This window comes from Pseudomonas anatoliensis, from assembly GCF_017976235.1.
Taxonomy (GTDB): Bacteria; Pseudomonadota; Gammaproteobacteria; order Pseudomonadales; family Pseudomonadaceae; genus Aquipseudomonas; species Aquipseudomonas anatoliensis.
In genome coordinates this window covers 390,564-414,377 of record NZ_JACVHC010000004.1, presented here as the reverse complement: position 1 = coordinate 414,377, position 23,814 = coordinate 390,564, and the positions used below count along the sequence as shown (strand labels likewise).

At 58.8% G+C, this 23,814-nt stretch carries 29 protein-coding genes, 1 tRNA gene and 1 pseudogene; 18 read left to right on the top strand and 13 right to left on the bottom strand.

Annotated elements, in window-relative coordinates; translation table 11 throughout:
• Positions 1 to 37 precede the first annotated feature (37 nt).
• From ICA16_RS15565 to ICA16_RS15525, 9 genes are all read left to right on the top strand, one after another.
• Entirely contained in the window at positions 38 to 646 is a 609-nt protein-coding gene (locus tag ICA16_RS15565) for a LemA family protein (protein ID WP_115147656.1), read from the top strand.
• A 116-nt stretch (positions 647 to 762) separates the two neighbouring features.
• The gene (locus ICA16_RS15560) at positions 763 to 1,518 is read left to right on the top strand and encodes a TPM domain-containing protein (protein ID WP_210553790.1); all 756 of its coding nucleotides are present in this window, start codon (positions 763 to 765) and stop codon (positions 1,516 to 1,518) included.
• A gap of 33 nt (positions 1,519 to 1,551) precedes the next feature.
• Entirely contained in the window at positions 1,552 to 2,169 is a 618-nt protein-coding gene (locus tag ICA16_RS15555) for a TPM domain-containing protein (protein WP_210553789.1), read from the top strand.
• Positions 2,170 to 2,425: 256 nt separating this feature from the next.
• A complete protein-coding gene (locus tag ICA16_RS15550) occupies positions 2,426 to 3,652 on the top strand; it encodes a class I SAM-dependent methyltransferase (protein ID WP_210700966.1) in 1,227 nt (408 codons plus the stop codon).
• A 232-nt stretch (positions 3,653 to 3,884) separates the two neighbouring features.
• Positions 3,885 to 4,466: a DJ-1/PfpI family protein gene (locus ICA16_RS15545; protein WP_210700965.1), complete on the top strand. Its 582-nt coding sequence runs from the start codon at positions 3,885 to 3,887 to the stop codon at positions 4,464 to 4,466.
• Positions 4,467 to 4,479: 13 nt separating this feature from the next.
• Positions 4,480 to 4,785 (top strand): ribbon-helix-helix domain-containing protein, encoded by a 306-nt coding sequence (locus tag ICA16_RS15540; RefSeq protein ID WP_210700964.1) that lies wholly within the window; start codon positions 4,480 to 4,482, stop codon positions 4,783 to 4,785.
• Between the two features lie 192 nt (positions 4,786 to 4,977).
• Entirely contained in the window at positions 4,978 to 5,322 is a 345-nt protein-coding gene (locus ICA16_RS15535) for a YegP family protein (protein ID WP_150603086.1), read from the top strand.
• A gap of 149 nt (positions 5,323 to 5,471) precedes the next feature.
• Positions 5,472 to 6,116: a hypothetical protein gene (locus ICA16_RS15530; RefSeq protein WP_210700963.1), complete on the top strand. Its 645-nt coding sequence runs from the start codon at positions 5,472 to 5,474 to the stop codon at positions 6,114 to 6,116.
• Positions 6,116 to 6,637 carry a hypothetical protein gene (locus ICA16_RS15525; RefSeq protein WP_210700962.1) on the top strand — a complete coding sequence of 174 codons (522 nt, stop codon included), beginning with the start codon at positions 6,116 to 6,118 and terminating at the stop codon, positions 6,635 to 6,637. The genes ICA16_RS15530 and ICA16_RS15525 overlap by 1 nt, the downstream gene beginning before the upstream one ends.
• Positions 6,638 to 6,687: 50 nt before the next feature.
• Here the strand turns inward: ICA16_RS15525 and ICA16_RS15520 are convergent, their stop codons facing one another.
• Together ICA16_RS15520 and ICA16_RS15515 are read right to left on the bottom strand one after the other, a co-directional pair.
• Positions 6,688 to 7,569 (bottom strand): dihydrodipicolinate synthase family protein, encoded by an 882-nt coding sequence (locus ICA16_RS15520; protein WP_210700961.1) that lies wholly within the window; start codon positions 7,567 to 7,569, stop codon positions 6,688 to 6,690.
• A 23-nt stretch (positions 7,570 to 7,592) separates the two neighbouring features.
• Complete coding sequence (locus ICA16_RS15515) at positions 7,593 to 8,375, bottom strand: aldolase (RefSeq protein WP_210700960.1); 783 nt, start codon at positions 8,373 to 8,375, stop codon at positions 7,593 to 7,595.
• A gap of 106 nt (positions 8,376 to 8,481) precedes the next feature.
• Between ICA16_RS15515 and ICA16_RS15510 the strand changes: the two genes are divergently transcribed.
• A complete protein-coding gene (locus ICA16_RS15510; RefSeq protein WP_003222480.1) occupies positions 8,482 to 9,024 on the top strand; it encodes a helix-turn-helix domain-containing protein in 543 nt (180 codons plus the stop codon).
• Between the two features lie 87 nt (positions 9,025 to 9,111).
• Here the strand turns inward: ICA16_RS15510 and ICA16_RS15505 are convergent, their stop codons facing one another.
• Complete coding sequence (locus ICA16_RS15505; protein ID WP_210700959.1) at positions 9,112 to 10,131, bottom strand: DUF4917 family protein; 1,020 nt, start codon at positions 10,129 to 10,131, stop codon at positions 9,112 to 9,114.
• Between the two features lie 154 nt (positions 10,132 to 10,285).
• On the opposite strand from ICA16_RS15505, the gene yiaY reads away from it, so the two are divergent.
• Positions 10,286 to 11,434, top strand: coding sequence for an L-threonine dehydrogenase (gene yiaY, locus ICA16_RS15500; RefSeq protein WP_210553783.1), 1,149 nt, complete (start codon positions 10,286 to 10,288; stop codon positions 11,432 to 11,434).
• Positions 11,435 to 11,521: 87 nt separating this feature from the next.
• Here the strand turns inward: yiaY and ICA16_RS15495 are convergent, their stop codons facing one another.
• Entirely contained in the window at positions 11,522 to 12,007 is a 486-nt protein-coding gene (locus ICA16_RS15495) for a DMT family transporter (protein WP_210700958.1), read from the bottom strand.
• 77 nt (positions 12,008 to 12,084) lie between these two features.
• Between ICA16_RS15495 and ICA16_RS15490 the strand changes: the two genes are divergently transcribed.
• From ICA16_RS15490 to ICA16_RS15465, 6 genes are all read left to right on the top strand, one after another.
• Positions 12,085 to 12,996: a LysR substrate-binding domain-containing protein gene (locus tag ICA16_RS15490; RefSeq protein ID WP_210700957.1), complete on the top strand. Its 912-nt coding sequence runs from the start codon at positions 12,085 to 12,087 to the stop codon at positions 12,994 to 12,996.
• Positions 12,997 to 13,017: 21 nt separating this feature from the next.
• Positions 13,018 to 13,737, top strand: coding sequence for a PA3715 family protein (locus ICA16_RS15485; RefSeq protein ID WP_210700956.1), 720 nt, complete (start codon positions 13,018 to 13,020; stop codon positions 13,735 to 13,737).
• 37 nt (positions 13,738 to 13,774) lie between these two features.
• Positions 13,775 to 14,491: a PA3715 family protein gene (locus ICA16_RS15480; RefSeq protein ID WP_210700955.1), complete on the top strand. Its 717-nt coding sequence runs from the start codon at positions 13,775 to 13,777 to the stop codon at positions 14,489 to 14,491.
• A 114-nt stretch (positions 14,492 to 14,605) separates the two neighbouring features.
• Positions 14,606 to 15,244 carry a LysE family translocator gene (locus tag ICA16_RS15475; protein WP_047300057.1) on the top strand — a complete coding sequence of 213 codons (639 nt, stop codon included), beginning with the start codon at positions 14,606 to 14,608 and terminating at the stop codon, positions 15,242 to 15,244.
• A gap of 126 nt (positions 15,245 to 15,370) precedes the next feature.
• The gene (locus tag ICA16_RS15470) at positions 15,371 to 15,529 is read left to right on the top strand and encodes a KGG domain-containing protein (protein WP_210700954.1); all 159 of its coding nucleotides are present in this window, start codon (positions 15,371 to 15,373) and stop codon (positions 15,527 to 15,529) included.
• 75 nt (positions 15,530 to 15,604) lie between these two features.
• Positions 15,605 to 16,108 (top strand): DUF4142 domain-containing protein, encoded by a 504-nt coding sequence (locus tag ICA16_RS15465; protein WP_210700953.1) that lies wholly within the window; start codon positions 15,605 to 15,607, stop codon positions 16,106 to 16,108.
• A 142-nt stretch (positions 16,109 to 16,250) separates the two neighbouring features.
• Here the strand turns inward: ICA16_RS15465 and ICA16_RS15460 are convergent, their stop codons facing one another.
• The gene (locus ICA16_RS15460) at positions 16,251 to 16,661 is read right to left on the bottom strand and encodes a low affinity iron permease family protein (protein ID WP_150617642.1); all 411 of its coding nucleotides are present in this window, start codon (positions 16,659 to 16,661) and stop codon (positions 16,251 to 16,253) included.
• A 164-nt stretch (positions 16,662 to 16,825) separates the two neighbouring features.
• Between ICA16_RS15460 and tam the strand changes: the two genes are divergently transcribed.
• Positions 16,826 to 17,596, top strand: coding sequence for a trans-aconitate 2-methyltransferase (gene tam, locus ICA16_RS15455; RefSeq protein ID WP_210700952.1), 771 nt, complete (start codon positions 16,826 to 16,828; stop codon positions 17,594 to 17,596).
• Positions 17,597 to 17,660: 64 nt separating this feature from the next.
• On the opposite strand, the gene ICA16_RS15450 is transcribed toward tam, so the two are convergent.
• The 8 genes and pseudogenes from ICA16_RS15450 to atzF all read right to left on the bottom strand — a co-directional run bounded on the left by ICA16_RS15450 (position 17,661) and on the right by atzF (position 23,803).
• On the bottom strand, positions 17,661 to 18,389 hold the full coding sequence (locus ICA16_RS15450; protein WP_210700951.1) for a class I SAM-dependent methyltransferase: 729 nt from the start codon (positions 18,387 to 18,389) through the stop codon (positions 17,661 to 17,663).
• Positions 18,390 to 18,521: 132 nt separating this feature from the next.
• A complete protein-coding gene (locus ICA16_RS15445) occupies positions 18,522 to 18,929 on the bottom strand; it encodes a type II toxin-antitoxin system HicB family antitoxin (protein ID WP_150617645.1) in 408 nt (135 codons plus the stop codon).
• Between the two features lie 60 nt (positions 18,930 to 18,989).
• A pseudogene (locus ICA16_RS28300) lies at positions 18,990 to 19,124 on the bottom strand (type II toxin-antitoxin system HicA family toxin); the annotation flags it as partial.
• Between the two features lie 295 nt (positions 19,125 to 19,419).
• Positions 19,420 to 19,493, bottom strand: a tRNA-Gly gene (locus tag ICA16_RS15440).
• Positions 19,494 to 19,649: 156 nt separating this feature from the next.
• Positions 19,650 to 20,534 carry an alpha/beta fold hydrolase gene (locus tag ICA16_RS15435; RefSeq protein ID WP_210553773.1) on the bottom strand — a complete coding sequence of 295 codons (885 nt, stop codon included), beginning with the start codon at positions 20,532 to 20,534 and terminating at the stop codon, positions 19,650 to 19,652.
• Positions 20,535 to 20,850: 316 nt separating this feature from the next.
• On the bottom strand, positions 20,851 to 21,543 hold the full coding sequence (locus ICA16_RS15430) for a pseudouridine synthase (RefSeq protein ID WP_210700949.1): 693 nt from the start codon (positions 21,541 to 21,543) through the stop codon (positions 20,851 to 20,853).
• Between the two features lie 33 nt (positions 21,544 to 21,576).
• Positions 21,577 to 21,807, bottom strand: coding sequence for a cysteine-rich CWC family protein (locus tag ICA16_RS15425; protein ID WP_210553772.1), 231 nt, complete (start codon positions 21,805 to 21,807; stop codon positions 21,577 to 21,579).
• 223 nt (positions 21,808 to 22,030) lie between these two features.
• Entirely contained in the window at positions 22,031 to 23,803 is a 1,773-nt protein-coding gene (atzF, locus tag ICA16_RS15420; protein ID WP_210700948.1) for an allophanate hydrolase, read from the bottom strand.
• Positions 23,804 to 23,814: the final 11 nt, after the last annotated feature.

Here is a 23,814-nt window from a genome sequence, read left to right as displayed (position 1 = left end):
GGCTTTTTAATGAAATGTGTCAGGGAGCATCACTGCAATGAATGTAAGTCCAACCTATCGCTCGCGTTTGCAGGTCGCCACATTGTTGATGCTGGCGACGTTGCTGACCGCGTGTGGCATCAACAACATCCCGACCCTCGACGAACAGGCCAAGGCCGCGTGGGGGCAGGTGCAGAACCAGTACCAGCGTCGCGCCGACCTGATCCCCAATCTGGTGGAAACGGTGAAGGGCTATGCCGCCCACGAAAAGGAAACCCTGACCGCGGTGATCGAAGCCCGGGCGAAAGCCACGTCGATTCAGGTTGATGCCAGTACCCTCGACAATCCCGAGAAGCTCAAGCAGTACCAGCAGGCGCAGGATCAGTTGAGCGGCGCGTTGAGCCGTTTGATGGTGGTGTCCGAGCGTTATCCGGATCTGAAGGCCAATCAGAACTTCCTCGCCCTGCAATCGCAGCTCGAAGGCACGGAAAACCGCATCGCCGTGGCGCGACGCGATTTCATTCTGGCGGTGCAGAAGTACAACACCGAGATCCGCACTTTTCCCGGTCGGCTCTGGCATAGCGTGATGTACAGCGACCTGCCGATGCGCGAAACCTTCGAAGCCACCACGCCCGGTGCGGAAAAGGCTCCGGAAGTGAAGTTCTAAACAATCCTGTGTAGGAGCCGCCGCAGGCTGCGATCTTTTGATCTTGTTTTTAAAGATCAGGATCAAAGGATCGCAGCCTGCGGCAGCTCCTACAGGGAGATCGTTGGGGGGTATGCATGCGTGTGTTGAAAATAGGCCTGGTGCTGATGCTGTGGCTGTTCGCCGTCAGCGCCCGGGCCGAGTTGACGTTCCCGGCGCTGAGCGGGCGAGTGGTGGACCAGGCGCAGATGATCGAGCCATCGGTGCGCGCGCAATTGAGCCAACAGTTGCAGGCCCACGAACAGGCAACCGGCGAGCAATTGGTCGTGGTCACGTTGCCCGATCTGCAAGGCACCACCATCGAGGATTATGGCGTCCAGCTCGGTCGCCACTGGGGCATCGGGCAAAAGGACAAGAACAACGGCGCGCTGCTGATCGTCGCCCGTGACGAGCGCAAATTGCGCATCGAAGTCGGTTATGGCCTGGAAGACCGGCTGACCGATGCGCAAACCTCGGTGATCATCCATCAAGTCATCACGCCCGCGTTCAAGACCGGTAATTTCAGCAAAGGCATCAGCGATGGTGTGGCGGCGATGCTGGTTGTGCTGGGCGGCAATCCGCTGGACGAACCGTCGACGGTGTATGAGTCCAGCGGGGACCCGCAGAGCGATTTCATCTCGCGGCATCCGACGTTGTTCGTTTTTCTGGTGATGTTGTTCATCCTGACGGTGTTTGTCTGCCAGATGCTCGGTATCCTGCCCACCGGCCGTGGCGGCTCCGGTGGCGGGGGAGGTTTTGGCGGTGGCGGCGGATTTGGTGGCGGCGGTGGCGGTGGGGGCTTCAGCGGCGGCGGGGGCAGTTTCGGCGGCGGTGGTTCGTCCGGCGGCTGGTGACATTAAAAGAATAATGAGCAGGCACTTTTTGACATGGCATTACTGACTGAACACGAACAACGCAAAGTCGCCGAGGCGATTGCACGGGTCGAGCGCGACACCGATGCCGAACTGGTGACAGTGCTGGCGGCTCGCGCCGATGACTACGCGTACATCCCGCTGTTGTGGGCCAGCCTGCTGGCGCTGGTGGTGCCGGGCGTCGTGCATTACCTGACCGGCTGGCTGACCCTGCGCAGCCTGCTGCTGGTGCAGTGGGGCCTGTTCATTGTGCTGTGCCTGCTGTTTCGCCTGCCGAAGATCACCACACATCTGGTGCCACGCCGGGTGCGCCACTGGCGCGCATCGAACCTGGCGCGGCGACAGTTTCTCGAACAGAACCTGCATCACACCGTGGGCAGCACCGGCATGCTTATTTTCGTCTGCGAGGCCGAGCGCTACGTGGAGATTCTGGTGGATGAGGGGATTTCGAAGCGGTTGGGCAATGAAAGCTGGGATGTGATTGTCGCGGCGTTTACCGAGCAGGTACGGCAGGGGCGCACGCTAGAGGGGTTTGTCACTTGTATCGAGGCATGTGGGGAGTTGTTGAAGGTGCATGTGCCGGTGACGCAGGTACGCAATGAATTGCCCAATCGGTTGGTCGTCCTAGGCTGATTTTCCCGGACTCAGCAACTCCTTGTGGCGAGGGGATTTATCCCCGTTGGGCTGCGAAGCGGCCCCATGCGGTCTATCAGTGAAACCCAGTATTCAGGTGTGGCGACTGCTCCGCAGCCGAACGGGGATAAATCCCCTCGCCACAGGGTTCGGTGTCATGGATTGTGCCGTTCGGTAAATAAGAGCGTGTCCCCAACCCCCATCCCCCCTAAAATACCCGCCATTCCCGATTCGCCCCGCCCGAGGCCGCTTGTTCATGTCCGTTACCGCCCCTTCCGCGCCATCTGCCAAACCCGCGCCGGACCACCACGCCCAGTTCATCGAGTTGCTGCAAACCAGCCTCGAGCAGAACGGTTTCATCAAACTGGTGCTGGCCAAATACGTCGGTGAAGAAGCGGACTTGCAGCGCGTCATCATCAAACCGGTGTCCGTCAAGGCTCAGCCCTGCCTGTCGTTCGTGTATCGCTACAAAACCCGCGACATTACTAAGAACCTGCCGCTCGAAGACGGCGTGCAGGCGGTCGCAGCGCTGCTGCCGGCCTCGTTCAAAAATGCGCATTTGCTGGCGCTGACTGACGAAGCTCAGCTGGAATACAGCAAAAAGGGCAAGAGTTCGCTGTTCAAGAGCAAACCTCAGCAATTGCGTGAAGCGCCGTCGGCCGAGCACAACCGCGAGAAAAACCGGTTTCTGGACCTGAACCGGCCGTTTCTCAAGGATCTGGGCGTGACCAACGCGCAGCACGAGCTGATCCCGGCGATGTCACGCAAGTGGAAGCAGATCAACAAGTTCATCGAAGTCTTCAGCCATGCCCTGACATCGTCACCGCTGGCGCTGGACAAACCGGTGCGGGTCGCGGATTTCGGTTCGGGCAAGGGCTACCTGACGTTCGCCATTCATGACTACCTGCGCAATACCTTGAAGGCCGAGGGCGAAGTCACGGGCGTCGAGTTGCGTGAAGAAATGGTCAGCCTGTGCAACGCCGCGGCGGCAAAACTGGATCATCCGGGCCTGGTGTTCAAATGCGGTGACGTGCGAAGCGTGGCGCCGAGCGAACTGGACGTGATGATCGCCCTGCATGCCTGCGACATCGCTACTGACTACGCGATCCACACCGGCATCCGTTCGGGCGCGTCGATCATCATGTGCTCGCCGTGCTGCCACAAACAGATCCGCCTGCAGATCCAGAGCCCGGCGCTGCTCAAGCCGATGCTGCAATACGGTTTGCACCTCGGTCAGCAGGCGGAAATGGTCACTGACAGCCTGCGCGCGCTGTTCCTTGAAGCCTGTGGTTACGAGACCAAAGTGTTCGAGTTCATCTCGCTGGATCACACCAACAAGAACAAGATGATTCTGGCAGTGAAACGCGCCGAGCCGGTGGACCCGGCTCAGCTGTTAGTGAAAATCCAGGAGTTGAAGGCGTTCTACAACATCAGCGAGCACTGCCTGGAAACCTTGCTGCGCGCTGACGGCTTTCTCTCCTGACCCACGACTGAACGCCTGTATCGACCTGCATCCCTGTAGGAGCTGCGGCACGCTGCGATCTTTTGATCTTGTTTTTAAAAGACAAAGTCAAAAGATCGCAGCCTTCGGCAGCTCCTACAGGTGTCCGTGTACGAGTGCCTGGCGCGTCAGGCGTAGTAGCCGGTTGTTACCCGCCCCGACAGATAAGGTCTACCTTCAATACTCCCAAGCATTTCCCAGAGGAGTCCTCCCCATGGCCGCAAAAAAAATCCTGATGCTGGTCGGCGATTACGTCGAAGACTACGAAGTGATGGTGCCGTTCCAGGCCCTGCAAATGGTCGGGCACACCGTCCACGCGGTCTGCCCGGATAAAGCCGCTGGCCAGACCGTGCGCACCGCGATCCATGACTTCGAAGGCGACCAGACCTACAGCGAAAAACCCGGTCACCTGTTCGCGCTGAATTTCGATTTCGCCAAGGCCAGCGAGGCCGATTACGACGCGCTGGTGATCCCCGGCGGTCGGGCTCCGGAGTACCTGCGTCTGAACGAAAAAGTCCTCGATCTGGTGCGTGCCTTCGACAAGTCCGGCAAACCGATTGCAGCGGTCTGCCATGGCGCGCAGTTGCTGGCAGCGGCGGGCATTCTTGAGGGGCGCGAGTGCAGCGCCTATCCGGCTTGCGCGCCTGAGGTCCGACTGGCGGGCGGTACGTACATCGACCTCCCGGTGACGGACGGCCACGTGCAAGGCAATCTGGCGACTGCTCCGGCGTGGCCGGCGCATCCGAACTGGCTGGCCGGTTTCCTCGGTTTGCTGGGCACCCAAATCACCCTGTAACGAGGTTTCGTCCATGTGCGAGCTCTACGTCAAGGCTGACCCGATCCTCTATGAATCGCGCTCTCGCTCGCTGCGTATTTGCGGGGTGGTGACGACGTTGCGCCTGGAAAATCAGTTTTGGGACATCCTCGGCGAAATCGCCGAGATCGACGGCATGACCACCAATCAACTGATCGCCAAGCTGTATGAAGAGGTGATGGATTACCGCGGCGAGGTGGTCAATTTTGCTTCGTTCTTGCGGGTGAGTTGTACGCGGTATCTGAGTCAGCGGCGGGTGGCGGTTCCGGAATTGTCGGTGGTGCGGGCGGTGGTGAAATAACTCATACCGAGTCGCTGCCATCGCTGGCAAGCCAGCTCCCACAGGTTCTGTGTGCTGTACAAAGGTTTTGTGAACGACCCGGACTCTGTGGGAGCTGGCTTGCCAGCGATGGCGTCAGTACAGGCGACAGAAGTCTGAGGTTGGTCTTTACTCTGAAGCGCGAAACCTCTCATCCGCCAAGGAGAAACGAGCATGTCCGGATGGTACGAAGTGAGTAAAAGCAGCAACGGCCAGTTCAGGTTTGTGCTGAAAGCAGCCAACGCCGAAACCATTCTCACCAGCGAGCTCTACACCACCCGCGCGGCAGCCGACAGCGGCATTGCGTCAGTGCAGACCAACAGCCCGCTGGATGAGCGCTATGAGAAAAAGTCCACCAAGGATGGTCATCCGTACTTCAATCTCAAAGCCGCCAATCATCAGGTGATCGGCAGCAGCGAGGCCTACTCCTCGGATGCGGCGTGTGACAAAGGCATCGCCAGCGTCAAGGCCAACGGCCCGACGAAAACCATCAAGGACAAGACCCTGCCAGTCCTCTGAACAGCGTTGGTTTCAGTCGTCAAAGCAATGGCGACTGATTTCTGGCAATGTGCCACTATCTCGTTTATTCTCCGTGACCCATCCATGGAGGGCGGCGTTACTGACTCTTTCGTGGACTTCTGAATTTTTACGCGAGAGTTTGTTCTTCGATGATCCGTTTACTCGCTGTCTTGACAGCGCTGCTCTGCCTGAGCGGCTGCTACAGCATGTCCCCGACCCATATTGACGATGAACTGAGCCCGACCGCCGATTCCGGCGTGGCCTATGTAGTGGGCGTGGTCGGCATCTGGCCTGAGGCGAAATACGGCGCTCATGAACAAATGCTGATGATCCGCAAGCGCGGCAGCGATGACTTCGCCACCGCGCGCCTTCACAACGAGTTTTACGCTCGTACCGCGCGGGACGTGCGCGAGACCGGTCACGGCATCGGCACGTTGTTTGTCATGCCGCTCAAACCCGGGCGCTACGAGATTTACAACGTGCGCTTCGATCAGGGCCAGTCGGTGAGCTGGAGCCGTGAAGACTTCACCGTCGGTCTGCAACTGGAGGCTGGCAAGGCTTATTACATCGGCGACTTTCGCGCCGGCTGCCTGATCGGCCGAAGTGCGTCGTGCCTGTTCCTGCACAGCGATCATCTGGAGCGCGACGCGGCGCTTGTTCGCGCCAAGTACCCGCAAGTGCCGGGTCTGCAACGTCTGGATATGCCTAATCTGTACACGGCCACGCCGTTCATTCGCGAAGAGCACGGCACCAGTGCCTCGGTCTATAAAGCAATGCTGTCAGGGAAACTCTAATGCGCATCAAGCTTCTGTTTCTGGGATTGCTCCTGTTGCTCGGCGGCTGCCAGGTAACCCATAGCCTCAAGACTCCCGAAGTTGACTACAACCAGCAACTGCCGGGAATCAACGTCGAAGTCGTAGGCATGCCGAGCTGGATGTTGCGCGACGATCTGCGTCGGCGCGGCACCTTTGACGAGGTCAAGGCCGGTCGCAGCGTGGATGGCTACAACCTGCTGGTGATCGCCAATAGTGATGTCGGCGGGATGCAGCCGCAGATGTTGCTGAGTGCCTTTACGATGTTTCTGGTTCCGGTGCCGGTGAGCTGGGACAGCACGGTGGTTTTCAGTCTCAGCCACGGCAAGGAAATTCTGGGTGTGTACACCGTGCACAACCACAGTGAATCCTGGCGCGGTGTCTTCAATGCCTCGGGCGGGCAGTTCGAACACCTGCAATTGGTCACTGACACGTTTATCGCGCAGATCCTCAAGGATCAGCCCTTCCAGCGCGAAGCGATGAAAAACGCCGCCAGTTTGTAACCCGCGACCATGAAAAATCCCGCCCGGAGTGATCCTGGCGGGATTTTTATTTAGCGCAAAACGTGGAGCAAGCCGTTGAGTTGAGTTCTTGCGGTGTCACTCAGTGGAAATACCGGCAAGCGCGGATCGCCCACCTCAAGCCCGGTATCGCGCAGCCCAGCCTTGATCGTCGCCGGCAAACCACCCTTGAGGATGAAATCCAGCAGCGGCAACTGGCGATAGAACAGCGCCCGCGCCTTTTCCAGATCACCCGCCAGTGCAGCCGCGTACAAGTCCAGGTTCAACTGCGGAATCAGGTTCGGCGCCGCCGTGCACCAGCCTTTCGCCCCGGCGGCGAAGGCTTCCAGCGCCAGCGGGTTGCAGCCGTTGTAGAACGGTACCTGACCTTCGCCAAGCAGTTGCAGCTTATGCATGCGCTGGATGTCGCCGGTGCTCTCCTTGACCATGGTCACGTTTTCCACGGCATTGACGATGCGCAGAATCAAGTCGACCGACATGTCGGTGCCGCTGGTGGCCGGGTTGTTGTAGAGCATGATCGGCACGCCGATGCTGTCGCCAATGGCGCGGTAGTGCGCGAGGATTTCCGCTTCAGTGAGCTTCCAGTACGACGTCGGCAGCACCATCACCACATCGGCGCCGTGAGCCTCGGCAAAACGCGCCCGACGCACAGCTTTGGCGGTGGTCAGGTCGGACACGCTGACGATGGTCGGCACGCGTTTGGCCACGTGTTTGATGCTGAACTCGGCAACCTGATCCCACTCGGCATCGCTCAGGTAAGCGCCTTCGCCGGTGCTGCCCAGCGGGGCGATGGCGTGGACGCCACTGTCGATCAAGCGATCGATCGATTGACCCAGCGCCGGCAAATCCAGCCCTTCGCCGTTGGCGCCGAACGGGGTGATGGTGTAGCCGATGATGCCGTGAATATTGGACATGGGGGTGTCTCCGTAAAAAGGTTTCAGTTCAGGCAATCGGCGTGTTGGCGCAGGTTCTGCCGGGCGTAATAGTTGAAAGCGGCGGCGTGGCGCTTGGGTTTCGACACCCAGTCATGCGCCTCGCGACCCAGCGCCGGAGTGATCGGTTTGATCGTCCCGGCCGCCATCGCCAGCAGTTGCAGCTTTGCCGCGCGTTCGATCAGTTGCGCGATGACACACGCTTCTTCAATCGTGCTGCCGCTCGACAGCTGACCATGGTGCGAAAGCAGGATCGCGCGTTTGTCGCCCAGTGCGCCGGCAATCAGTTCGCCTTCTTCATTGCCCACCGGCACACCTGGCCAGCCTTCAAGAAACGCGCAGTCGTCGTACAGCGGGCACAGGTCCATGTGCGAAATCTCAAGCGGTACTTCCAGCATCGACAGCGCGGCAACGTGCGTCGGGTGGGTGTGGATGATGCAGTTCACATCGGGCCGGGCGCGATAAACCCAGCTGTGAAAACGGTTGGCCGGGTTGGCCATGCCGTGGCCTTCAAGGACTTCCAGGTCTTCGTTGACCAGCAGCAGGTTGCTCGCGGTGATTTCGTCGAAACCCAGGCCCAGTTGTTGAGTGTAATAGGTGCCCGGCTGCGGGCCACGGGCGGTGATTTGCCCGGCCAGGCCGGAGTCGTGACCGCTTTCGAACAGGATCCGGCAGGTCAGGGCCAGCTTTTGCCGGTCTGTCCACGTATTATCCGCCAGGGTGTTTTGCATCTGGGTCAGCGCATGCTTGACCAATTGCTCTTTGGGTAGTGCTAATGTCTTGGCCATGTCTGTGTCCTTTGGGTGATTGCAAATGACACGAAAGAGGCTATATGACACAAAGTGTCATTGGCAAGCACAAATCGTCGCTTCCTTGATGGAATAACCGCAGCGCATGTCTATCCGTTTGAAATTATTGAGAAAAAAACTTGGCGTAACCCTTGAGGCGCTGGCCGAAAAATCCGGCATGACCAAGAGTTATCTGTCGAAAGTCGAGCGCGGGCTGAACACCCCGTCGATTGCTGCCGCGTTGAAACTGGCCAAGGCGCTGAATGTGAAAGTCGAGGAATTGTTCTCTGAAGACAACGTCAGCCTCGACAGCTACAGCCTGGTGCGCAGCCACGAGCGCCAGTCACTGGCGGCCAATGATCAGAGCCCGGGTTATGCGGTGCTGGCGCATCAGGTCAGCGAGCGCAACCTGCTGCCGTTCATCATCTACCCGCCGAGCGAGTTCACCGACAAGACCTTCAAAGAGCATTTGGGCGAAGAGTTTCTGTTCGTCCACGAAGGGCAGGTTGAAGTGGATTTCATGAACGAGCGAGTGCTGCTGGAACGCGGGGATGCGTTGCACTTCAATGCGCAGAAACCGCATCGGATTCGCTCGGTGGGCGAGGTGCAGGCGCAGTTGCTGGTGGTGGTGCACAGCTCAGAAGAATGAACCGAAAATCAAAAGATCGCAGCCTGCGGCAGCTCCTAAACAGATCAATGTAGGAGCTGCCGCAGGCTGCGATCTTTTGATCTTGCTTCAAACCTCGACCGGCACCGACAACTTCGGACTGCCCAACGCATGCGTCTTCGCATCGAAAAACCGCAACTGCGCCCCCGTTCCCTCAAACACCTTCGCGTAGTGGCGCTTCTGATGCTGAATGAACGCCGCGCTGCGCGGATAAATCGAGATCGCCACAACCGCCGGCTTCGCCAGGCGCAATGCCCGCACGATGTGGTTGTCCTGCTCGCCCAAGGCATGGCCGAAGATGCACAGGCTGTCGCCATGGCCCAATAACTGCTCGTAGCAGAACGACAGATAATCCGAGCTGCGAATGGTCTTGAGCTTGTCGGCGCTCGGTCCTTCGGTGACGAACAGCGGCACGTCATCCAGCGTCTTGATCGTGTTGTTGATCGCAAAGCTGCCGAGCAGGGTGCCCTCGGTCGAGGTCAGTTTGCGCGCGGTGCCATCCTGATTGCGTACCAGATGCAGACCGCCGTGCAGGTACAGCACACGCGGTTTGGACGTAGCGGTTTCGCTGATATCGAAACTCGCGTTGGCGCCATTGAACAGATCGTCGATGGCCTCGCTGCGATGCTGGATCGCCCAATAGTTGAGCAAGTCGTAATTGGTGGTGAACACCGTGCGATAGCGCGCCAGTTCTTCATTCAGCGTGGTCAGCGTTGAGGCCTGAACCAGCCGCCACGGAATGTGAATGGCGTGCACGGTGTTGATCAGCGCTTCCTTGATCGCGTAGTAGCGGTTACGCGGTGCGGCCGAGCTGACGGCCAGCGCCTTGTTCACCCGGCTGGTGGTTTTCAGTGCGCTGAGGACCTGCTCGAAGCTGTGCGTCTGCATGGCGTCGAACACCGCCAGCTCCGACGCGCTCAGTGGCTTTTCTTCAACGGTGCGGGCATTTTCGAACAGCGAGTCGTAACCGAAGTCGTCCCAAACGGCCCGGCTGGCGCCGTTACCCACCAGCAAACCGTTGAAGTCGGTTGCGGCGCGCAGGGTATTCCAGTCTTCGAGGGTGGCGTCGACATCCAGAAAATCGCTCATTACTTGGCACATCTCAAAACATAGGGGCTGATGGACGGCGACTTTATCACGAGCGGACATTGAGCCAGATCAACATACGCCGTGACCGATGGGTCGATCCTGTGTGTATCCGTCGGATCGCAGCTGTCGATTCGGCCCAGTCAGGAGAAACACGATGAGCAGCACCTTCTTCATTCCGGCGGTCAATATCATGGGCAATGGATGCCTCGACGAAGCCATGGTCGCGATCCGCAACTACGGTTTTCGCAAGGCGCTGATCGTCACCGATGTGGGGCTGGCCAAGGCCGGCGTGGCGGCCATGGTGGCCGAGAAGCTGGCGATGCAGGACATCGACTCGGTGATTTTCGACGGTGCCAAACCGAACCCGAGCATCGCCAATGTCGAGTGCGGTCTGGGCCTGCTCAAGGAAAGTCACTGTGATTTCGTGGTGTCGCTGGGCGGCGGGTCGCCCCACGACTGCGCCAAGGGTATCGCGCTGTGTGCGACCAATGGCGGGCAGATTCGCGATTACGAAGGCGTTGATCAATCGAGCAAGCCGCAACTGCCGCTGATCGCCATCAACACCACCGCCGGCACCGCCAGCGAGATGACCCGTTTCTGCATCATCACCGACGAATCGCGTCACGTGAAAATGGCCATCGTCGACCGCAACGTCACGCCGCTGCTGTCGGTCAACGATCCGGCGCTGATGGTCGCGATGCCGAAAAGCCTGACCGCCGCCACCGGCATGGATGCCCTGACCCACGCGATCGAAGCCTACGTCTCGACCGCCGCCAACCCGATCACTGATACCTGCGCGCTGAAGGCCATGACCCTGATCAGCAACAACCTGCGCCTGGCCGTGCGCGACGGCAGCGATCTCGCCGCACGGGAGAACATGGCCTACGCGCAGTTCCTCGCCGGCATGGCGTTCAACAATGCCTCGCTGGGCTACGTGCACGCGATGGCGCACCAGTTGGGCGGTTACTACGACTTGCCTCATGGTGTCTGCAACGCTGTGCTGCTTCCGCATGTGCAGACGTTCAATGCGCTGGTGTGTGCCGACCGGCTCACCGATGTCGCCCACGCCATGGGTGCCGATGTTCACGGTTTGAGCCCGGAAGAGGGCGCGCAGGCGGCGATTACTGCGATCCGTTGCCTGGCCAGAGATGTGGAAATTCCGGGCGGCTTGCGGGATCTGGGCGCAAAGCTCTCGGACATTCCGATTCTCGCCACCAACGCCCTGAAAGACGCTTGCGGGCTGACCAATCCACGCGCGGCGGATCAGCGGCAGATCGAGGAGATTTTCCGCAACGCGTTTTGAGTTCGGGCGAAGATCAACAGATCGCAGCCTTCGGCAGCTCCTACACCGGTCCCATGTAGGAGCTGCCGAAGGCTGCGATCTTTTGCTTTACTGCGGTGACAAAACCCTCACTGTCGAATCCCCCAACTGAATCAAAACCACCCCCGCAATCAGCAACACCGCGCCAAATACTCGCGTCAATGTCAGCTGTTTTTCCACCAACCCAAACAGCCCGAAGTGATCCAGCACCATCGAGGCAATGACCTGTCCGGCCAACGCCAGCGCGACAAATCCCGACGCGCCGAGTCTGGGTAAAAGCATCACCGCCAGCGCCACAAAGCACACGCCGAACGCGCCACCCGCCCATATCCACAACGGCGCCTTGCTGATGAACGCCACTGACGGCAACGGCAAGCGCAACGCCAGAATCACCGGCAACAGCACCAACACACTCACCAGCAGCGAGGCCAATGTTGCCCACAACGGATGTCCCAGCCCTCGCGCCAGATTGCTATTGATCGCACTTTGAAACGGCACCACTGCGCCGGCGAAAGCGGCCAAGGCGAGCAAACCGGCCCACTGCAACGTACTCATGATCATCCTCCAACAGGTTTTGCTGGACTCTAGGCTATTCGCCGCGCAGATTTAAATTACGTTTTGTCATCAAGAACATGCACCAGATGAATGATCTGCGCCGTATCGACCTCAATCTGTTGGTGATCCTCGACGCATTGCTCAGCGAGCAACACGTCACCCGCGCCGCCGAGCGCCTGCACCTCAGCCAACCGGCGGTCAGCCATGCGCTGGCGCGATTGCGTGACTTGCTTGGTGATCCATTGCTGGTGCGCGCAGGTTCTGGCCTTGTACCCACAGCGCGGGCCCTGGAACTGATCGCGCCATTGGCCGAAGCGCTGGCCCAGGTGCAGTCGCTGCTGGCTCCCAATACCTTTGATCCGGCGAGTGCGCGCCGCACCTTTCGCGTGGCGATGTCCGACTACGGCGCGGCGATCATCCTGCCCACGCTGATCCGCACCCTGCGCCGCGAAGCGCCGGGCATCGACTTGCAAATCAGCCACGCCAGTCGCGAAGGCATGCTGGAAGGGGTACTCAACGGCGATATCGACGTGGCCGCCGGCGTGTTCCCGGAAATGCCCAACGAATTGCGCAGCACGCTGCTGTTTGAAGAGCGCTACGTGTGCCTGCTGGATCGCGCCAGCTTGCCTGCCGACGGCGTTCTGGACCTGCCGACCTACCTGTCCCGCCCGCATGTATTGCTGGAAATGCGTGGCAGCGGCACGCCGGAAATCGAACGCGCGTTAACGTCACTGCGTGAACGCCGTCGCGTAGCCATCAGCCTGCCGCACTGGAACGTCGCGCCACAGTTCATCAGCGGCACGGATCTGATTCTCACGGTGTCGTCGCGGGGGCTGCGGGATATTGATCCGCGCGAACTTGTCGTCGTGCCGCCGCCATTCGAGATTCCGCCGTTCACGTTTGTGCTGGCGTGGCATAAGCGCCGAGGCGGCGATCAGGCGTTGAATTGGTTGAATCGCAGGATTGAGGAGGGGATAGTGCGCGGCTGAAACGATATCAAGGAGCGGGAAGTGACAGTGAAGTCTGGATTGATCGGGTGTGTGGTGTTGGGCGGGTGGTTGATGGCGGGGCAGGTGTTTGCGGCTTGCACGCCGCCAGCGGTTGCGGGGGAGGATGTCTCTGCCTGCAAGGATTGGCCGGCCTACCCGGGGCTGACCATCAGCGCCTCGACGCGGTTTGAGCCCGGCACTACCGAAGCGCTAGGTACCCACGATCTGGAAGTGTCCGTGTTGCAGGATGGCCAACCGACTCCGGTGGCGACTTATCACCAGGCCGCCGCTTTCGTAATGGATGGCGTCCACTTGAAGGATCTGACGCTCGACACGGCGCGCTACAAACTCGCTCCCGAACTTCGAGCCTTTGGTGTCCGCGCAAAGCTCGCTAACGGCTCTCGTCTCAATCCCGTGGAGGAACATCAACTGTCGCTCTACGTGAAGGAGGGCGAGACGTTGCGTCCTGTCCTGCGTCAGTTGGTGGTTTATGAGTATGGTGGCGAGTGGGATGACAACTGCGCTGGACAGCGTTTTGAAATTTCAAGAACCTTAGATATCGCTAAAACGAGCTCCAACGGCTATGCAGATTTAATCGTCAAAACCCAGGAAAAAAGCACGACAAGTATGGTTGAAGGCGACGCTTGTGAAGACGAGACGACTGTACGCAAACCGGTTTTGACAACATTGCATTACGACGGAAAGACTTACGTCCTGCCACCAGGTTTCAAGGGTCTTTGACTGACCTGCCACACACGACTCTTATCAAGGAAGAACCATGCTCACCCCCACCAGACTCCTTATCGCCCTCGGTATTCTGGCCATCACCGCCCAAGCCCAGGCCGCCTGCACCACCAAGGCCTTCGACGGTCAATCGATGTCACGCTGCATCGTCTGGCCAGCCTTTCCGACGCAGGCGATCGCGGTCAAGTCCACGTACCTGGCTGACGCTGGCGGCGACGATGCCGGGGTGTTCGATCTGGACCTGTCGATCGTCAACGCCAGCAATGCAAACCCCATCGCCACCTACCGCAAACCAGGCGCTTACAACTCCGATGCCGTGCGCTTCGATGACCTGCGCATTGACACCGGTCGCTACCGACTGGCGCCGAATGTTCGCGCGTTTGGTCTGCGCTCGAAGTTCGTGCACAGCTCCCATGCCATTCCCTACGAAAAAACCGATCTGGCGTTGTACGTCCGCGAAGGCAACAACCTGCGCCCGGTTCTGGAAGGCTTGGTGGTCTACAAAAACAACGGCGAATTCATGAGCGATTGCGAGGGCTATACCAATCAGGTCCGCAGGACTGTCGAGATCGGTCCATCGAGTCACCACGGTTTCGCCGATTTGATCATCACCACCAGCGCCAGCAAAATGAACGACGCCAAGTCGGGCAACGAGTGCGTTTCCAAAACCACTCACCTGAAGAAACCCCAAATCACGTTGACCTACGACGGCCAGCAATACGGCGTCCCTGAAGATCTCAGAGGTTACTGAGCGGCGTGTCGGCAAAAACCGTACGCTGGCATGCGTTTTTACGACGCGCCGTGAACAGACTGTTTTCGCTGATATAGACTGGCCGCCACGTATTCTCGCGTTTGCAGGTTACCCATGACTCCATCGTTGCTAATGGCCGTGCTGGCCTCGGGTTTCATTTACGGCATCACGCCCGGGCCGGGCGTGCTGGCGGTGTTCGGCATTGGCGCGGCGCATGGGCGGCGTGCCGGTGCAGGATTTCTTTGCGGGCATTTGCTGGGCGATGTGGTGTGGTGCAGCACCGCACTGATCGCGATTGTCGGTGCCCGGGAAATCGGCAGCACCGCGTTTGATGTGCTTGGCGTACTGAGTGGCTTGTACCTGTTCTGGCTCGGTTGGCGTGCAGTGCGTGCGCAACGGCGCAGTGATGATCAACCGCAGGGCGCGGCGCGCAATCCCTTCTGGCACGGCATTTTGTTCGGCCTGACCAATCCCAAGGCCTATCCAGTAGCAGTGGCGACGTTTACCGCGCTGCTGTCGAGCCGCGCCGAGCTGCTCAACTGGTCGATGTTGCCAGCGCTGATCGCCCTGAGTTTCCTTGGTGGACTGCTCGCCTACGCGATTCTGATTGGCGTGGTTGGCGCGCAGCGAGTGCGTACGGTGTACCAGCGTCACGAACTGCTCATCACTCGGTTGTGCGGCGTGATGTTCATCGGTTTCGCCATCAATGCCCTGCTGCATGCATTGCCGGGATTGATGCCGAACAAGGCTTGATCTATGCAGCGCGGGGTTCACCGTTCGTCGCAGCGATGGCAATTTTTCTAAACCTTTGTCGGTAAGAAAATTCTCAATCTAGGCGGGCACCTGCTCGCTACGATCAATACCAAGAGGTAGAGAATCATGCCTAATTCAAGAAACTCGAACTCGGGAAACTTCACCAACGATCGAACGAAGGCTTCTGAAGCTGGTCGCAAAGGTGGGAAAACCACCACAACGACGGTCGATAAAGAGCCTGCGAAAACAGAAACGGGCCGCAAGCCTGCTCAGAAATCGAAGTAGTCGGTGAAGGTAGTTTTGATTGAGAGGCGGGGGCGCAAGCTCCCGCTTGAATTCAGCAAGAAGGAGGGCGCGACCATGAGCCGGATGGCCACCCAGTTACGACGTTTAAGTTTTTTCACACTGTTGGGATTGTTCACCAGCAGTGCTTTTGCCCAGTCGCCTGCCGAATTCATCAACGATGCTTCCGCCAAAGGCATGGCCGACATCGAAGCCAGCCGTCTGGCGCATCAGAAGACCGAATCCAAAGAGGTCAAGGATTTCACCATCGTCGTCATCAACGACCGCACCACGGCCAATCAACATCTGGCGAAGATTGCGAAAAAACTCGACCTGCCCGTCGCGCCGCGTGAAGAAATGGCCGACAAGGCCAAAGAATTGATTCCTGAAGTGAAAGATGGCGCAACCTTTGATCAGGCGTACGCCGCCAGTCAGGTGAAAGCCACTGAAGAGGCAATCCAGCAGCTTCAGCAGGAGGCGCAAACCACCACCGTGCCTGAGATCAAGGCCTTCGCCGATGAGACCTTGCCTAAGTTGCAGAATCATCTGCAGATGGCTCGGTCGCTGCAGGCTAGCCGCTGACCTGAACAAAAGATCAAAAGATCAAAAGATCAAAAGATCAAAAGATCAAAAGATCAAAAGATTAAAAGATCGCAGCCTGCGGCAGCTCCTACAGAGGATTTGTGTAGGAGCTGCCGCAGGCTGCGATCTTTAGATTTTTGCATCAGCACTCATTCAAATCCTGCTTCGTCTTACCCTTGTCGCCCAACCCCTCAAGATTGAAAACCTCTCCCTCACCCAAACTGCGGTAGTGCTTGCGGAGCGCTTCCAACTGCTTCAGATCCAGCGCTTCGAGCCCCAACATCGCGTTTTGTGCTTCCTTGTTTACCCGCAGCAACTCATCAAGTTTCAAATGCAGAATGTCGGTGTCGCGGTTCTGGGTGTTCTGGATCAGGAACACCATCAGGAACGTGATGATCGTCGTCGAGGTATTGATGATCAGTTGCCAGGTGTCGTTGTAACCGAAAATCGGCCCACTCATTCCCCACAACCCAATCAGGATCAACGCCCCCATGAACGTCTTGGGACTGCCGGCCCACAGGGCAAGCTTCTGGGAAATCTTCGCGAATTTCATAGCCGTAATCCTTGTTGTTGGGTGCCTGAAATTCAGACACTGACGGCTTGATGAAAATTCTACTTACAAATCCAGGAAACCTGCGCGACGTTGGTAGGGGAGCCAGTTTTAGCTGGTAACGGTATCGTGGCAGCACTCGCTTTTCGCCATGACAGGAGAACGCAATGAGTTGGTCCGCCAAACAGTACGTCGCTTTCGAAGATGAACGCACCCGCCCGGCACGCGATCTGCTGGCGGCGATTCCTACGGCTGAAGCGCGAGCGGTGGTCGATATCGGTTGCGGTCCGGGTAACTCGACCGAGTTGCTGGTGCAGCGTTTTGCTGGGGCGACAGTCAGCGGGCTGGACAGCTCGGCGGACATGATCGCTGCCGCACGCAAGCGCTTGCCGCAGTTGCAGTTCGATGTCGCCGAGATTGATCGATGGGCCGATGAAGGCCCTTTCGACGTGATCTTTGCCAATGCGGTATTGCAATGGGTACCCGATCACGCGGCGTTGCTGCCGGCGCTTGCGGGCAAGCTTGCGCAGGGTGGCAGTCTGGCGATTCAGATGCCGGACAATCTTAATGAACCCTCCCACCGCTTGATGCGTGAAGTCGCGGCGAATGGCCCGTGGGCAAGCAAACTCGCTGACGCTGCCGGACAGCGTACGGACATGGCGAGCGCCAGCGAGTACTTTTCGATGCTGCGACCGCACTGCGCGCGGGTCGATGTGTGGCGCACCACGTATCACCATCAGTTGTTGGATGGCGCTGCGGGGGTAGTCGAGTGGTTCAAGGGCAGTGGGCTGATTCCGTTTCTGAGTCCGTTGACTGAAAGCGAGCGGACGCAGTATCTGGAGCGGTATCTGGCTGAGGTTGAGAAGGCTTATCCGGCGTTGGCGGATGGCTCGGTGCTGTTGCCGTTTCCGCGGTTGTTTATGGTGGCGACGCGCTGAGGGCAGATACGATTTGTGGTGAGGGGATAAATCCCCTCGCCACAATTATTCCGTTTGCGCAGTCCTAGCGCTGCACCGCCACCAGCATCATCATCGGCCGCTCCCGCTCTTCCGCCAGCGCCGGTTGCGCCGCTACTTCTTCATCGCTCGGGCCCCATTCGTTAACGTGGCGAATGGTGAAACCGGCATCGATCAGCGAGTTGAGCAATGTGCCGACGGTGCGGTGCTGCTTGATCACACCTTCTGCCAGCCAATTCGTCACCCGTTCTCCTTCAATCTGATAACTGTCCAGCGGCCAGCGCTTGCGACCTTCACTGTCGATCAGCCAGCCGGGATTGCGCGGTGCCATGAAGATCGGGTGTTCGATGGAAAACACAAAATGCGAACCCGGTTTCAGCGCTGTGTAGAGGTGGGCAAACAGCCCCGGCAGATCCTTGATGTAGTGCAACGCCAGCGAACTGTAGGCCAGGTCGAAACTGCACGCGGGCAAGTCGAGCTGTTCCAGATCGGCGCGTTCGTAGCGGATGTTTGCCACCGAAGTGGTGTCGCGTGCCCGCTGCAGCATTTTCTCCGAGACATCCAGCCCCAGCACATTGTGCGCGCCTTGTTCGCTGGCCCAACGGCTGAACCAGCCATAGCCGCAGCCCAGATCCACCACGTGCAAACCGTGCATGGAGGGCAGCAATGCCTTGAGCGCAGGCCATTCCGGCGCGGCATCGAGGCCGCCGATGGAGCGGTTCATCTGGCTGTAGCCCTGGAAGAACCCAGGGTCGTCGTAAATGTTTTGAGTCATGGCTCAAGTGCTCTTTTGAGTTAGGTTGTCAGCGGCAAACGGACCGCAGTGGGTTCCCTCGAAAGTGATGACGCGTATTCGTCGATGGCCGCGCAGGGGGAGGGTGGTGGTAAATCTGATGCTCCGCGGATATCAACCCTGCTGCAATACCTTCAAAGCCGCCGAAGCCAGAAACCCCGAACGACTCTTCTCCTCCGGGTGATGCAAAACATATTCATCAATGCGGTTGAGCAAATGTCCAGGCAGCGTGATGTTGAGTTTCTGGGCTTTACCCAAATACTTCACGACATCAATATCCACCACTGCCCACGCGCATCCGGCGAACTTCGGATTGGCCACATGGAGCCCCAACTTACTGGCAGCCGGAATCGGCGCACCGTCCTCGGCCAGAATCTCGAAATGCCCCTCGATGGCTTCGCGAGCCATGGCAACGGCATCATCCAGATCGTCGCCAGCCGAAAAGCAGCCGGGAATGTCCGGCACTTCCACGCCCCACGCGTGTTCTTCATCACCTATTGAAATCGCAATCGGATAGAGCATATTCGTTGATCTCCATGGTTGCTGACTGAGCCAATCAAAGCAGCGCTTGTTCAAAATACTGATGGCCGTTTTCTTCAGCAGATCTTTCGTCGGATGCGGCACCGTGACCAGTCCAGGCTTGGTCGGATGCTTGAAGTGATGGTGACTGCCTCTGACTCTCACTAAATACCAACCGTCTGCGACAAGTTGACCTATTAAAAACGGCTATTCACAACACCTCCCTGTGGTGTGCGTGGTGGGTACTATACCTACCGATGATCCGCGGGCAACAATGTAATCACCGAGCGGTCATCCGTTGTTAATCAGCTCAGTGGTTTGAAGCAGTCTAGATAGGGAAGCAACGGAGGCATGGAGAGTGTGTTGCAGGCTTTTGCGTTGTTCCAAATGTCAGATGTAAACCTTTTTTAGGGCACAAAAAAACCGGCCATCAAGGCCGGTTTTTTCTGTTCCTGCATCCCCCGTCAAACCACAACGTGAGACCAAAATTGAGTGGAGCGGGTAGAGGGAATCGAACCCTCGTCGGAAGCTTGGGAAGCTACTGTTCTACCATTAAACTATACCCGCTCAGAGCGGCTGACTTTGTACCAGACTCGGCCACGGATTTGAAGTTTTTCTTTCTGCGCACGGCATTACAGCACTGAATCGGTCGATCGCGAGCAAGCACTGCGGAGTGGTAAACAAAACACTCAGCCCGGCAGTCTTGCTCGCGATGACGCGCTTTCAAATGGCCAATGCATGTTGATCCTGTACAAACGAGTAACGCGTTCGGCTCGCCTGCGGTGCCGGTTTCAAAAAGCCCAGCAAGGCGTTCTGGCTGTCGCGGCACGCAGCTTTGTGCTCCATGTCGAGAAAGTGCCCGGTGGCTTGCACGGTGCTGAAGGTGCTCTGTGCCACGTGGTTGCCGAACAGGCGCGCATCCTCGGCGGCGGTGTATTCGTCCCATTCGCCGTTGAGAAACAGCACCGGCACGTTGATTTTCTTCGCCGCGTCTAAATAGCACTGACGATCGCTGTGCAGCACGTCGCTGATGTGGAAGTGCATCTGCCCGTATTCGTGCTCCGCCAGGCTGCTGACGTGGCGATAGTTGAAGCGTTTGAACAGTGACGGCAGGTGTTTGCCGATAGTGCTGTTGACCAGATGCCCGACTCGATCACCGTCACGCTGGCCGAGGTAATCGACGCCGCGCTCCAGGTAATCAAGCATGTGCGCGTTGATCACCGGCGAAAACGAGCTGATCACCGCTTTTTCGATGCGCCGTGGCTGGTTTGCAAGGGCAACCAGTGTCGCGGCGCCGCCCCAGGAGAACGACAGCACGTGTTCGGCGGCGAAGTGGTCGATCAGCTCCAGCAGAATTTGCCCTTCAACGTCCTTTGTCAGATGTTTCTCGTGACGGTTGTGGGCTTTTGACCGGCCCGCGTAGGGCTGGTCGTAGCAGACCACGTTGAATTGCGGGTGCAGGTTTTTCACAGTCTGTGCAAACGACGCAGTCGTGGCCATCGAGCCGTTGACCAGAATGATGGTCTTTTCTGCGGCGTCTGCGCGATAGAACTCCGTGTAAACCCGATACTGACCCTGTATATCCAGCACAGCGATTTCTGGCCTCATGTCATAAGACTCCTGGCAAGCAAGCGGGTATGCGCGCAAATAGACATTGCACGAGCTTTGTGACAGGTAGGCATACGCCTGGAATTTGCTTGGCCCATGTCGATCCATGACTGCGGTCGACGGGTATTGTTATTGGCGGGCAGTCTGCCGGCTGAGGCGCAGCCCTGGGGGCTGACGACCGGCAAAAAGTTTCTTAGAAGTATGGTGTGACTCGTCGGTCACATTTCGTCCGACGTCCTGATTCAAGCAGGGGGAGCAGGATCGCGCAAGTGCCATTGGCAAATTGTTCGACAACTTCTGCTGAGCGGTCACAGGCTTAGAACAAATGAATCTCTTCGGTGCGCAAAGCGCGGTACTCGCCCGGTTTTAGCGCGTCATCGAGCCGCAGCGGGCCCATGCATTCGCGGTGCAGACGCAGCACTTTGTTGTTGAAAAAGCCAAACATGCGCTTCACCTGATGGTAGCGGCCCTCGACGATGCTCAGGCGTGCCGAGTGTGATCCGAGGAGCTCCAGCTGCGCAGGTTGCGTGGTCAGGTTTTCGAAGGCGAAGTAGATGCCCTCGGCAAACTTGCTCGCATATTGCGCGCCGATTTCCTGGTCGGTCTCGACGTAATAGACCTTTGGCAATTTGGTTTGCGGCTGGGTCAGGCGGCGCGACCAGGCGCCGTCGTTGGTGATCAGCATCAGCCCGGTGGTGTTGAAGTCCAGGCGTCCGGCGATGTGCAGCTCGTCCTTGTCCGGTTCATTGATCAGGTCTAGCACGGTCGGATGTTGCGGATCGCGAGTGGCGCTGACGCAGCCCGGTGGCTTGTGCAGCATGAAGTAGCGCGCCGGTTTGCCGAGTTGCAGCACTTCGTCATCGACTTCGATGCGGCTGAATTCCAGTACCTCTGAATGCGGGTCGCTGACGACTTTTCCGTCAACGCGCACGCGCTTTTCCACCAGCAACAGGCGAACCTGCTGACGGTTGTAGCGGGGCAGATTGCTGAGGAAACGGTCGACGCGCATGTTCAGGTTTCAATGAATCAGGGGGCACGCATCTTACGGGATCGGCTGACCGGCCGCTTGCAGTTGCGCCTCGACCTGCGCGCATCGCGGGCACAGGCAGGATTTGTCGCGCAGTGCTGACGGCAAGGCCTGGAGCACCGCCGGATCGATGCTCACGCCATAGCACCAGCAGGCGCGGTCGGCGGTGCGTGGGTCAGCCAGGCTGCAGTCGTTGCGGGCGCCGCAGGCCGGGCAGAGGTCGGGTTTAACGTCAGATTCAGGCATAGGTCGAGTGAGGCATTTCCACGCAGGTGCGATTGCGGCCGTTTTGTTTGGCACGGTACAGCGCATGATCGACCCGCGACGGCAGACTGTGCAAGTTGCCATTACATAGAAATTGCGCCGATCCTTGTAGGAGTGAGCCTGCTCGCGATCGCGGTGTGACAGTCACCAGGATGTGACTGATAAACCGCCATCGCGAGCAGGCTCACTCCTACATGGGGAACGGTCAGGCCAGGGTTTTCAGGTACGCCCGCCAGCCACCCAAATGGCTGATATCCAAGGCACCTTCCAAGCCATACGGCTCACAGATAAAACCGCTTTCCCAACGACCATCTGCCAGTTGCACTTTGCCCAACCCGAGCGGTGCGGGAATCCCGGTGAGGAACGAGCCCAGCTCGCTGCTCGGCAAGTCCCAGACTTCCACCGCGATCGCCACGCCGCCAGCCTTCACCCGAACCATGCCTGGACGCAACGGCGGGCCGCCGGCCAAGGCGTGCAGTTGATAGTTCGCAGAGCTGAATGTCGTCTCGAGCAACCGCCCGCCACGCTGAGTAAGTTGCCAGTTCAACGCCAACCCTTGCAGATGTGCGCCGCACACGACGATTCGCGCACGGTCATGGCGTGCGACATTGGTGGGTGTTGGCAACATTGAATCTTGCTGACGCTGCAATGCGTCCGCCACGCTCAGCAGATACTGATCGGTAAACGCCCGGCCAAAAAGGGTCACACCCCACGGCAAACCGTTGCTCATGAATGCGCTCGGCACGGCGACGGCAGCGTAATCGAGCAAGTTCATGAAGTTGGTGTAGTAACCCAGTTCGGAATTGCGCAGCACCGGTTCGGCGTCCAGTTCGGCCAGCGTCACGGGGCGGCCGATGGTCGGCGTCAGCACGCAGTCGAGGTTTTCGAGCGCCTGGTCACACAGGGCTTTAAGGGCTTGCAACCGGTATTGCGCGCGGAACGTTTGCACGCCAGTGACTGCCGGGGCTTTCGCCAGCACAGCGCGGATCACCGGCAGCACCGCTTCAGGCTGCTGCTCCATCAGTTCTCCGGCAACGCTGTAACGCTCGGCAACCCACGGCCCGTCATACAGCAGGCGCGCAGCTTCGAGAAACGGAGACAAATCCAGTTCGACTGCTTCTCCCCCCAACGCTTGCAGCCGTTCAATGGCGTCGCCGAACAGTCGCGGGCCTTCTTCGCAGCCGAAAAATTCCAGGTCCTGCGCGCGCGGTACGCCGAAACGAAACGGTCGTGGCGCACCGAATGCCGAGCCGTCATTCCAGGACGGATTGCGGCGACTGTATTCGTCGCGCGGATCAAGTCTGGCGGTCAACGCCAGCAACTGACTGGCCTCGCGTGCCGTCGCCGTAAACGTGGTGACGCAGTCCAGCGTGCGGCACGCCGGCAGCACACCGGCCGTGGAGATAAGTCCTTTGCTGGCCTTTAACCCGACCAGATTGTTGAGCGCCGCCGGTACCCGACCGGAGCCGGCCGTGTCGGTGCCCAAGGCAAAACTCGCCACGCCCAACGCCACCGCCAGTGACGACCCGGCGCTGGAACCGCCGGACGGATATTCCGGCAACACGCTGTTGGGGCATGCGCCGCAAGGTGAGCGGCTGCCGTTGAGGCCGGTGGCGAACTGGTCGAGGTTGGTCTTGCCCAGCGGAATCGCGCCCAACGCCAACAGTTGCTCGACGATGGTCGCCGAGCGTTCCGCCACGTAGGCGAACGCCGGGCACGCAGCGGTGGTGGCAATGCCCGCCAGATCGATGTTGTCCTTGATCGCAAACGGCACACCAAACAACGGCAAAGCTTCAAGATCGCGACCATCGAGGGCGGCCAGATAAGGCTCCAGCTCTTCGAGGCTGAGCAGGTGGATGAACAGGTGATAGTCGGGATTCAGCGCGGCGGCTTTTTCGCGCAGCAGCGGCAGCAGTTTGCGCGGCGTGGTGTCGCCATTGCGGTAGGCCTGGCGCAGAACATCGAGTTGCAGATTCATGAATTTATCCT

Excerpts from the sequence above, each read along its gene's own strand:
- ICA16_RS15475 (WP_047300057.1), top strand. The coding sequence starts at position 14,606 with ATGACTCCATCGTTGCTAATGGCCGTGCTGGCCTCGGGTTTCATTTAC.
- ICA16_RS15540 (WP_210700964.1), top strand. The coding sequence starts at position 4,480 with ATGTGCGAGCTCTACGTCAAGGCTGACCCGATCCTCTATGAATCGCGC.
- yiaY (WP_210553783.1), top strand. The coding sequence starts at position 10,286 with ATGAGCAGCACCTTCTTCATTCCGGCGGTCAATATCATGGGCAATGGA.
- ICA16_RS15495 (WP_210700958.1), bottom strand. The coding sequence starts at position 12,007 with ATGAGTACGTTGCAGTGGGCCGGTTTGCTCGCCTTGGCCGCTTTCGCC.
- ICA16_RS15525 (WP_210700962.1), top strand. The coding sequence starts at position 6,116 with ATGCGCATCAAGCTTCTGTTTCTGGGATTGCTCCTGTTGCTCGGCGGC.
- ICA16_RS15435 (WP_210553773.1), bottom strand. The coding sequence starts at position 20,534 with ATGAGGCCAGAAATCGCTGTGCTGGATATACAGGGTCAGTATCGGGTT.
- ICA16_RS15470 (WP_210700954.1), top strand. The coding sequence starts at position 15,371 with ATGCCTAATTCAAGAAACTCGAACTCGGGAAACTTCACCAACGATCGA.
- ICA16_RS15505 (WP_210700959.1), bottom strand. The coding sequence starts at position 10,131 with ATGAGCGATTTTCTGGATGTCGACGCCACCCTCGAAGACTGGAATACC.
- atzF (WP_210700948.1), bottom strand. The coding sequence starts at position 23,803 with ATGAATCTGCAACTCGATGTTCTGCGCCAGGCCTACCGCAATGGCGAC.
- ICA16_RS15520 (WP_210700961.1), bottom strand. The coding sequence starts at position 7,569 with ATGTCCAATATTCACGGCATCATCGGCTACACCATCACCCCGTTCGGC.
- ICA16_RS15565 (WP_115147656.1), top strand. The coding sequence starts at position 38 with ATGAATGTAAGTCCAACCTATCGCTCGCGTTTGCAGGTCGCCACATTG.
- ICA16_RS15545 (WP_210700965.1), top strand. The coding sequence starts at position 3,885 with ATGGCCGCAAAAAAAATCCTGATGCTGGTCGGCGATTACGTCGAAGAC.
- ICA16_RS15445 (WP_150617645.1), bottom strand. The coding sequence starts at position 18,929 with ATGCTCTATCCGATTGCGATTTCAATAGGTGATGAAGAACACGCGTGG.
- ICA16_RS15555 (WP_210553789.1), top strand. The coding sequence starts at position 1,552 with ATGGCATTACTGACTGAACACGAACAACGCAAAGTCGCCGAGGCGATT.
- ICA16_RS15530 (WP_210700963.1), top strand. The coding sequence starts at position 5,472 with ATGATCCGTTTACTCGCTGTCTTGACAGCGCTGCTCTGCCTGAGCGGC.
- ICA16_RS15560 (WP_210553790.1), top strand. The coding sequence starts at position 763 with ATGCGTGTGTTGAAAATAGGCCTGGTGCTGATGCTGTGGCTGTTCGCC.
- ICA16_RS15515 (WP_210700960.1), bottom strand. The coding sequence starts at position 8,375 with ATGGCCAAGACATTAGCACTACCCAAAGAGCAATTGGTCAAGCATGCG.
- tam (WP_210700952.1), top strand. The coding sequence starts at position 16,826 with ATGAGTTGGTCCGCCAAACAGTACGTCGCTTTCGAAGATGAACGCACC.
- ICA16_RS15510 (WP_003222480.1), top strand. The coding sequence starts at position 8,482 with ATGTCTATCCGTTTGAAATTATTGAGAAAAAAACTTGGCGTAACCCTT.
- ICA16_RS15550 (WP_210700966.1), top strand. The coding sequence starts at position 2,426 with ATGTCCGTTACCGCCCCTTCCGCGCCATCTGCCAAACCCGCGCCGGAC.
- ICA16_RS15430 (WP_210700949.1), bottom strand. The coding sequence starts at position 21,543 with ATGCGCGTCGACCGTTTCCTCAGCAATCTGCCCCGCTACAACCGTCAG.
- ICA16_RS15465 (WP_210700953.1), top strand. The coding sequence starts at position 15,605 with ATGAGCCGGATGGCCACCCAGTTACGACGTTTAAGTTTTTTCACACTG.
- ICA16_RS15450 (WP_210700951.1), bottom strand. The coding sequence starts at position 18,389 with ATGACTCAAAACATTTACGACGACCCTGGGTTCTTCCAGGGCTACAGC.
- ICA16_RS15480 (WP_210700955.1), top strand. The coding sequence starts at position 13,775 with ATGCTCACCCCCACCAGACTCCTTATCGCCCTCGGTATTCTGGCCATC.
- ICA16_RS15460 (WP_150617642.1), bottom strand. The coding sequence starts at position 16,661 with ATGAAATTCGCGAAGATTTCCCAGAAGCTTGCCCTGTGGGCCGGCAGT.
- ICA16_RS15425 (WP_210553772.1), bottom strand. The coding sequence starts at position 21,807 with ATGCCTGAATCTGACGTTAAACCCGACCTCTGCCCGGCCTGCGGCGCC.
- ICA16_RS15490 (WP_210700957.1), top strand. The coding sequence starts at position 12,085 with ATGCACCAGATGAATGATCTGCGCCGTATCGACCTCAATCTGTTGGTG.
- ICA16_RS15535 (WP_150603086.1), top strand. The coding sequence starts at position 4,978 with ATGTCCGGATGGTACGAAGTGAGTAAAAGCAGCAACGGCCAGTTCAGG.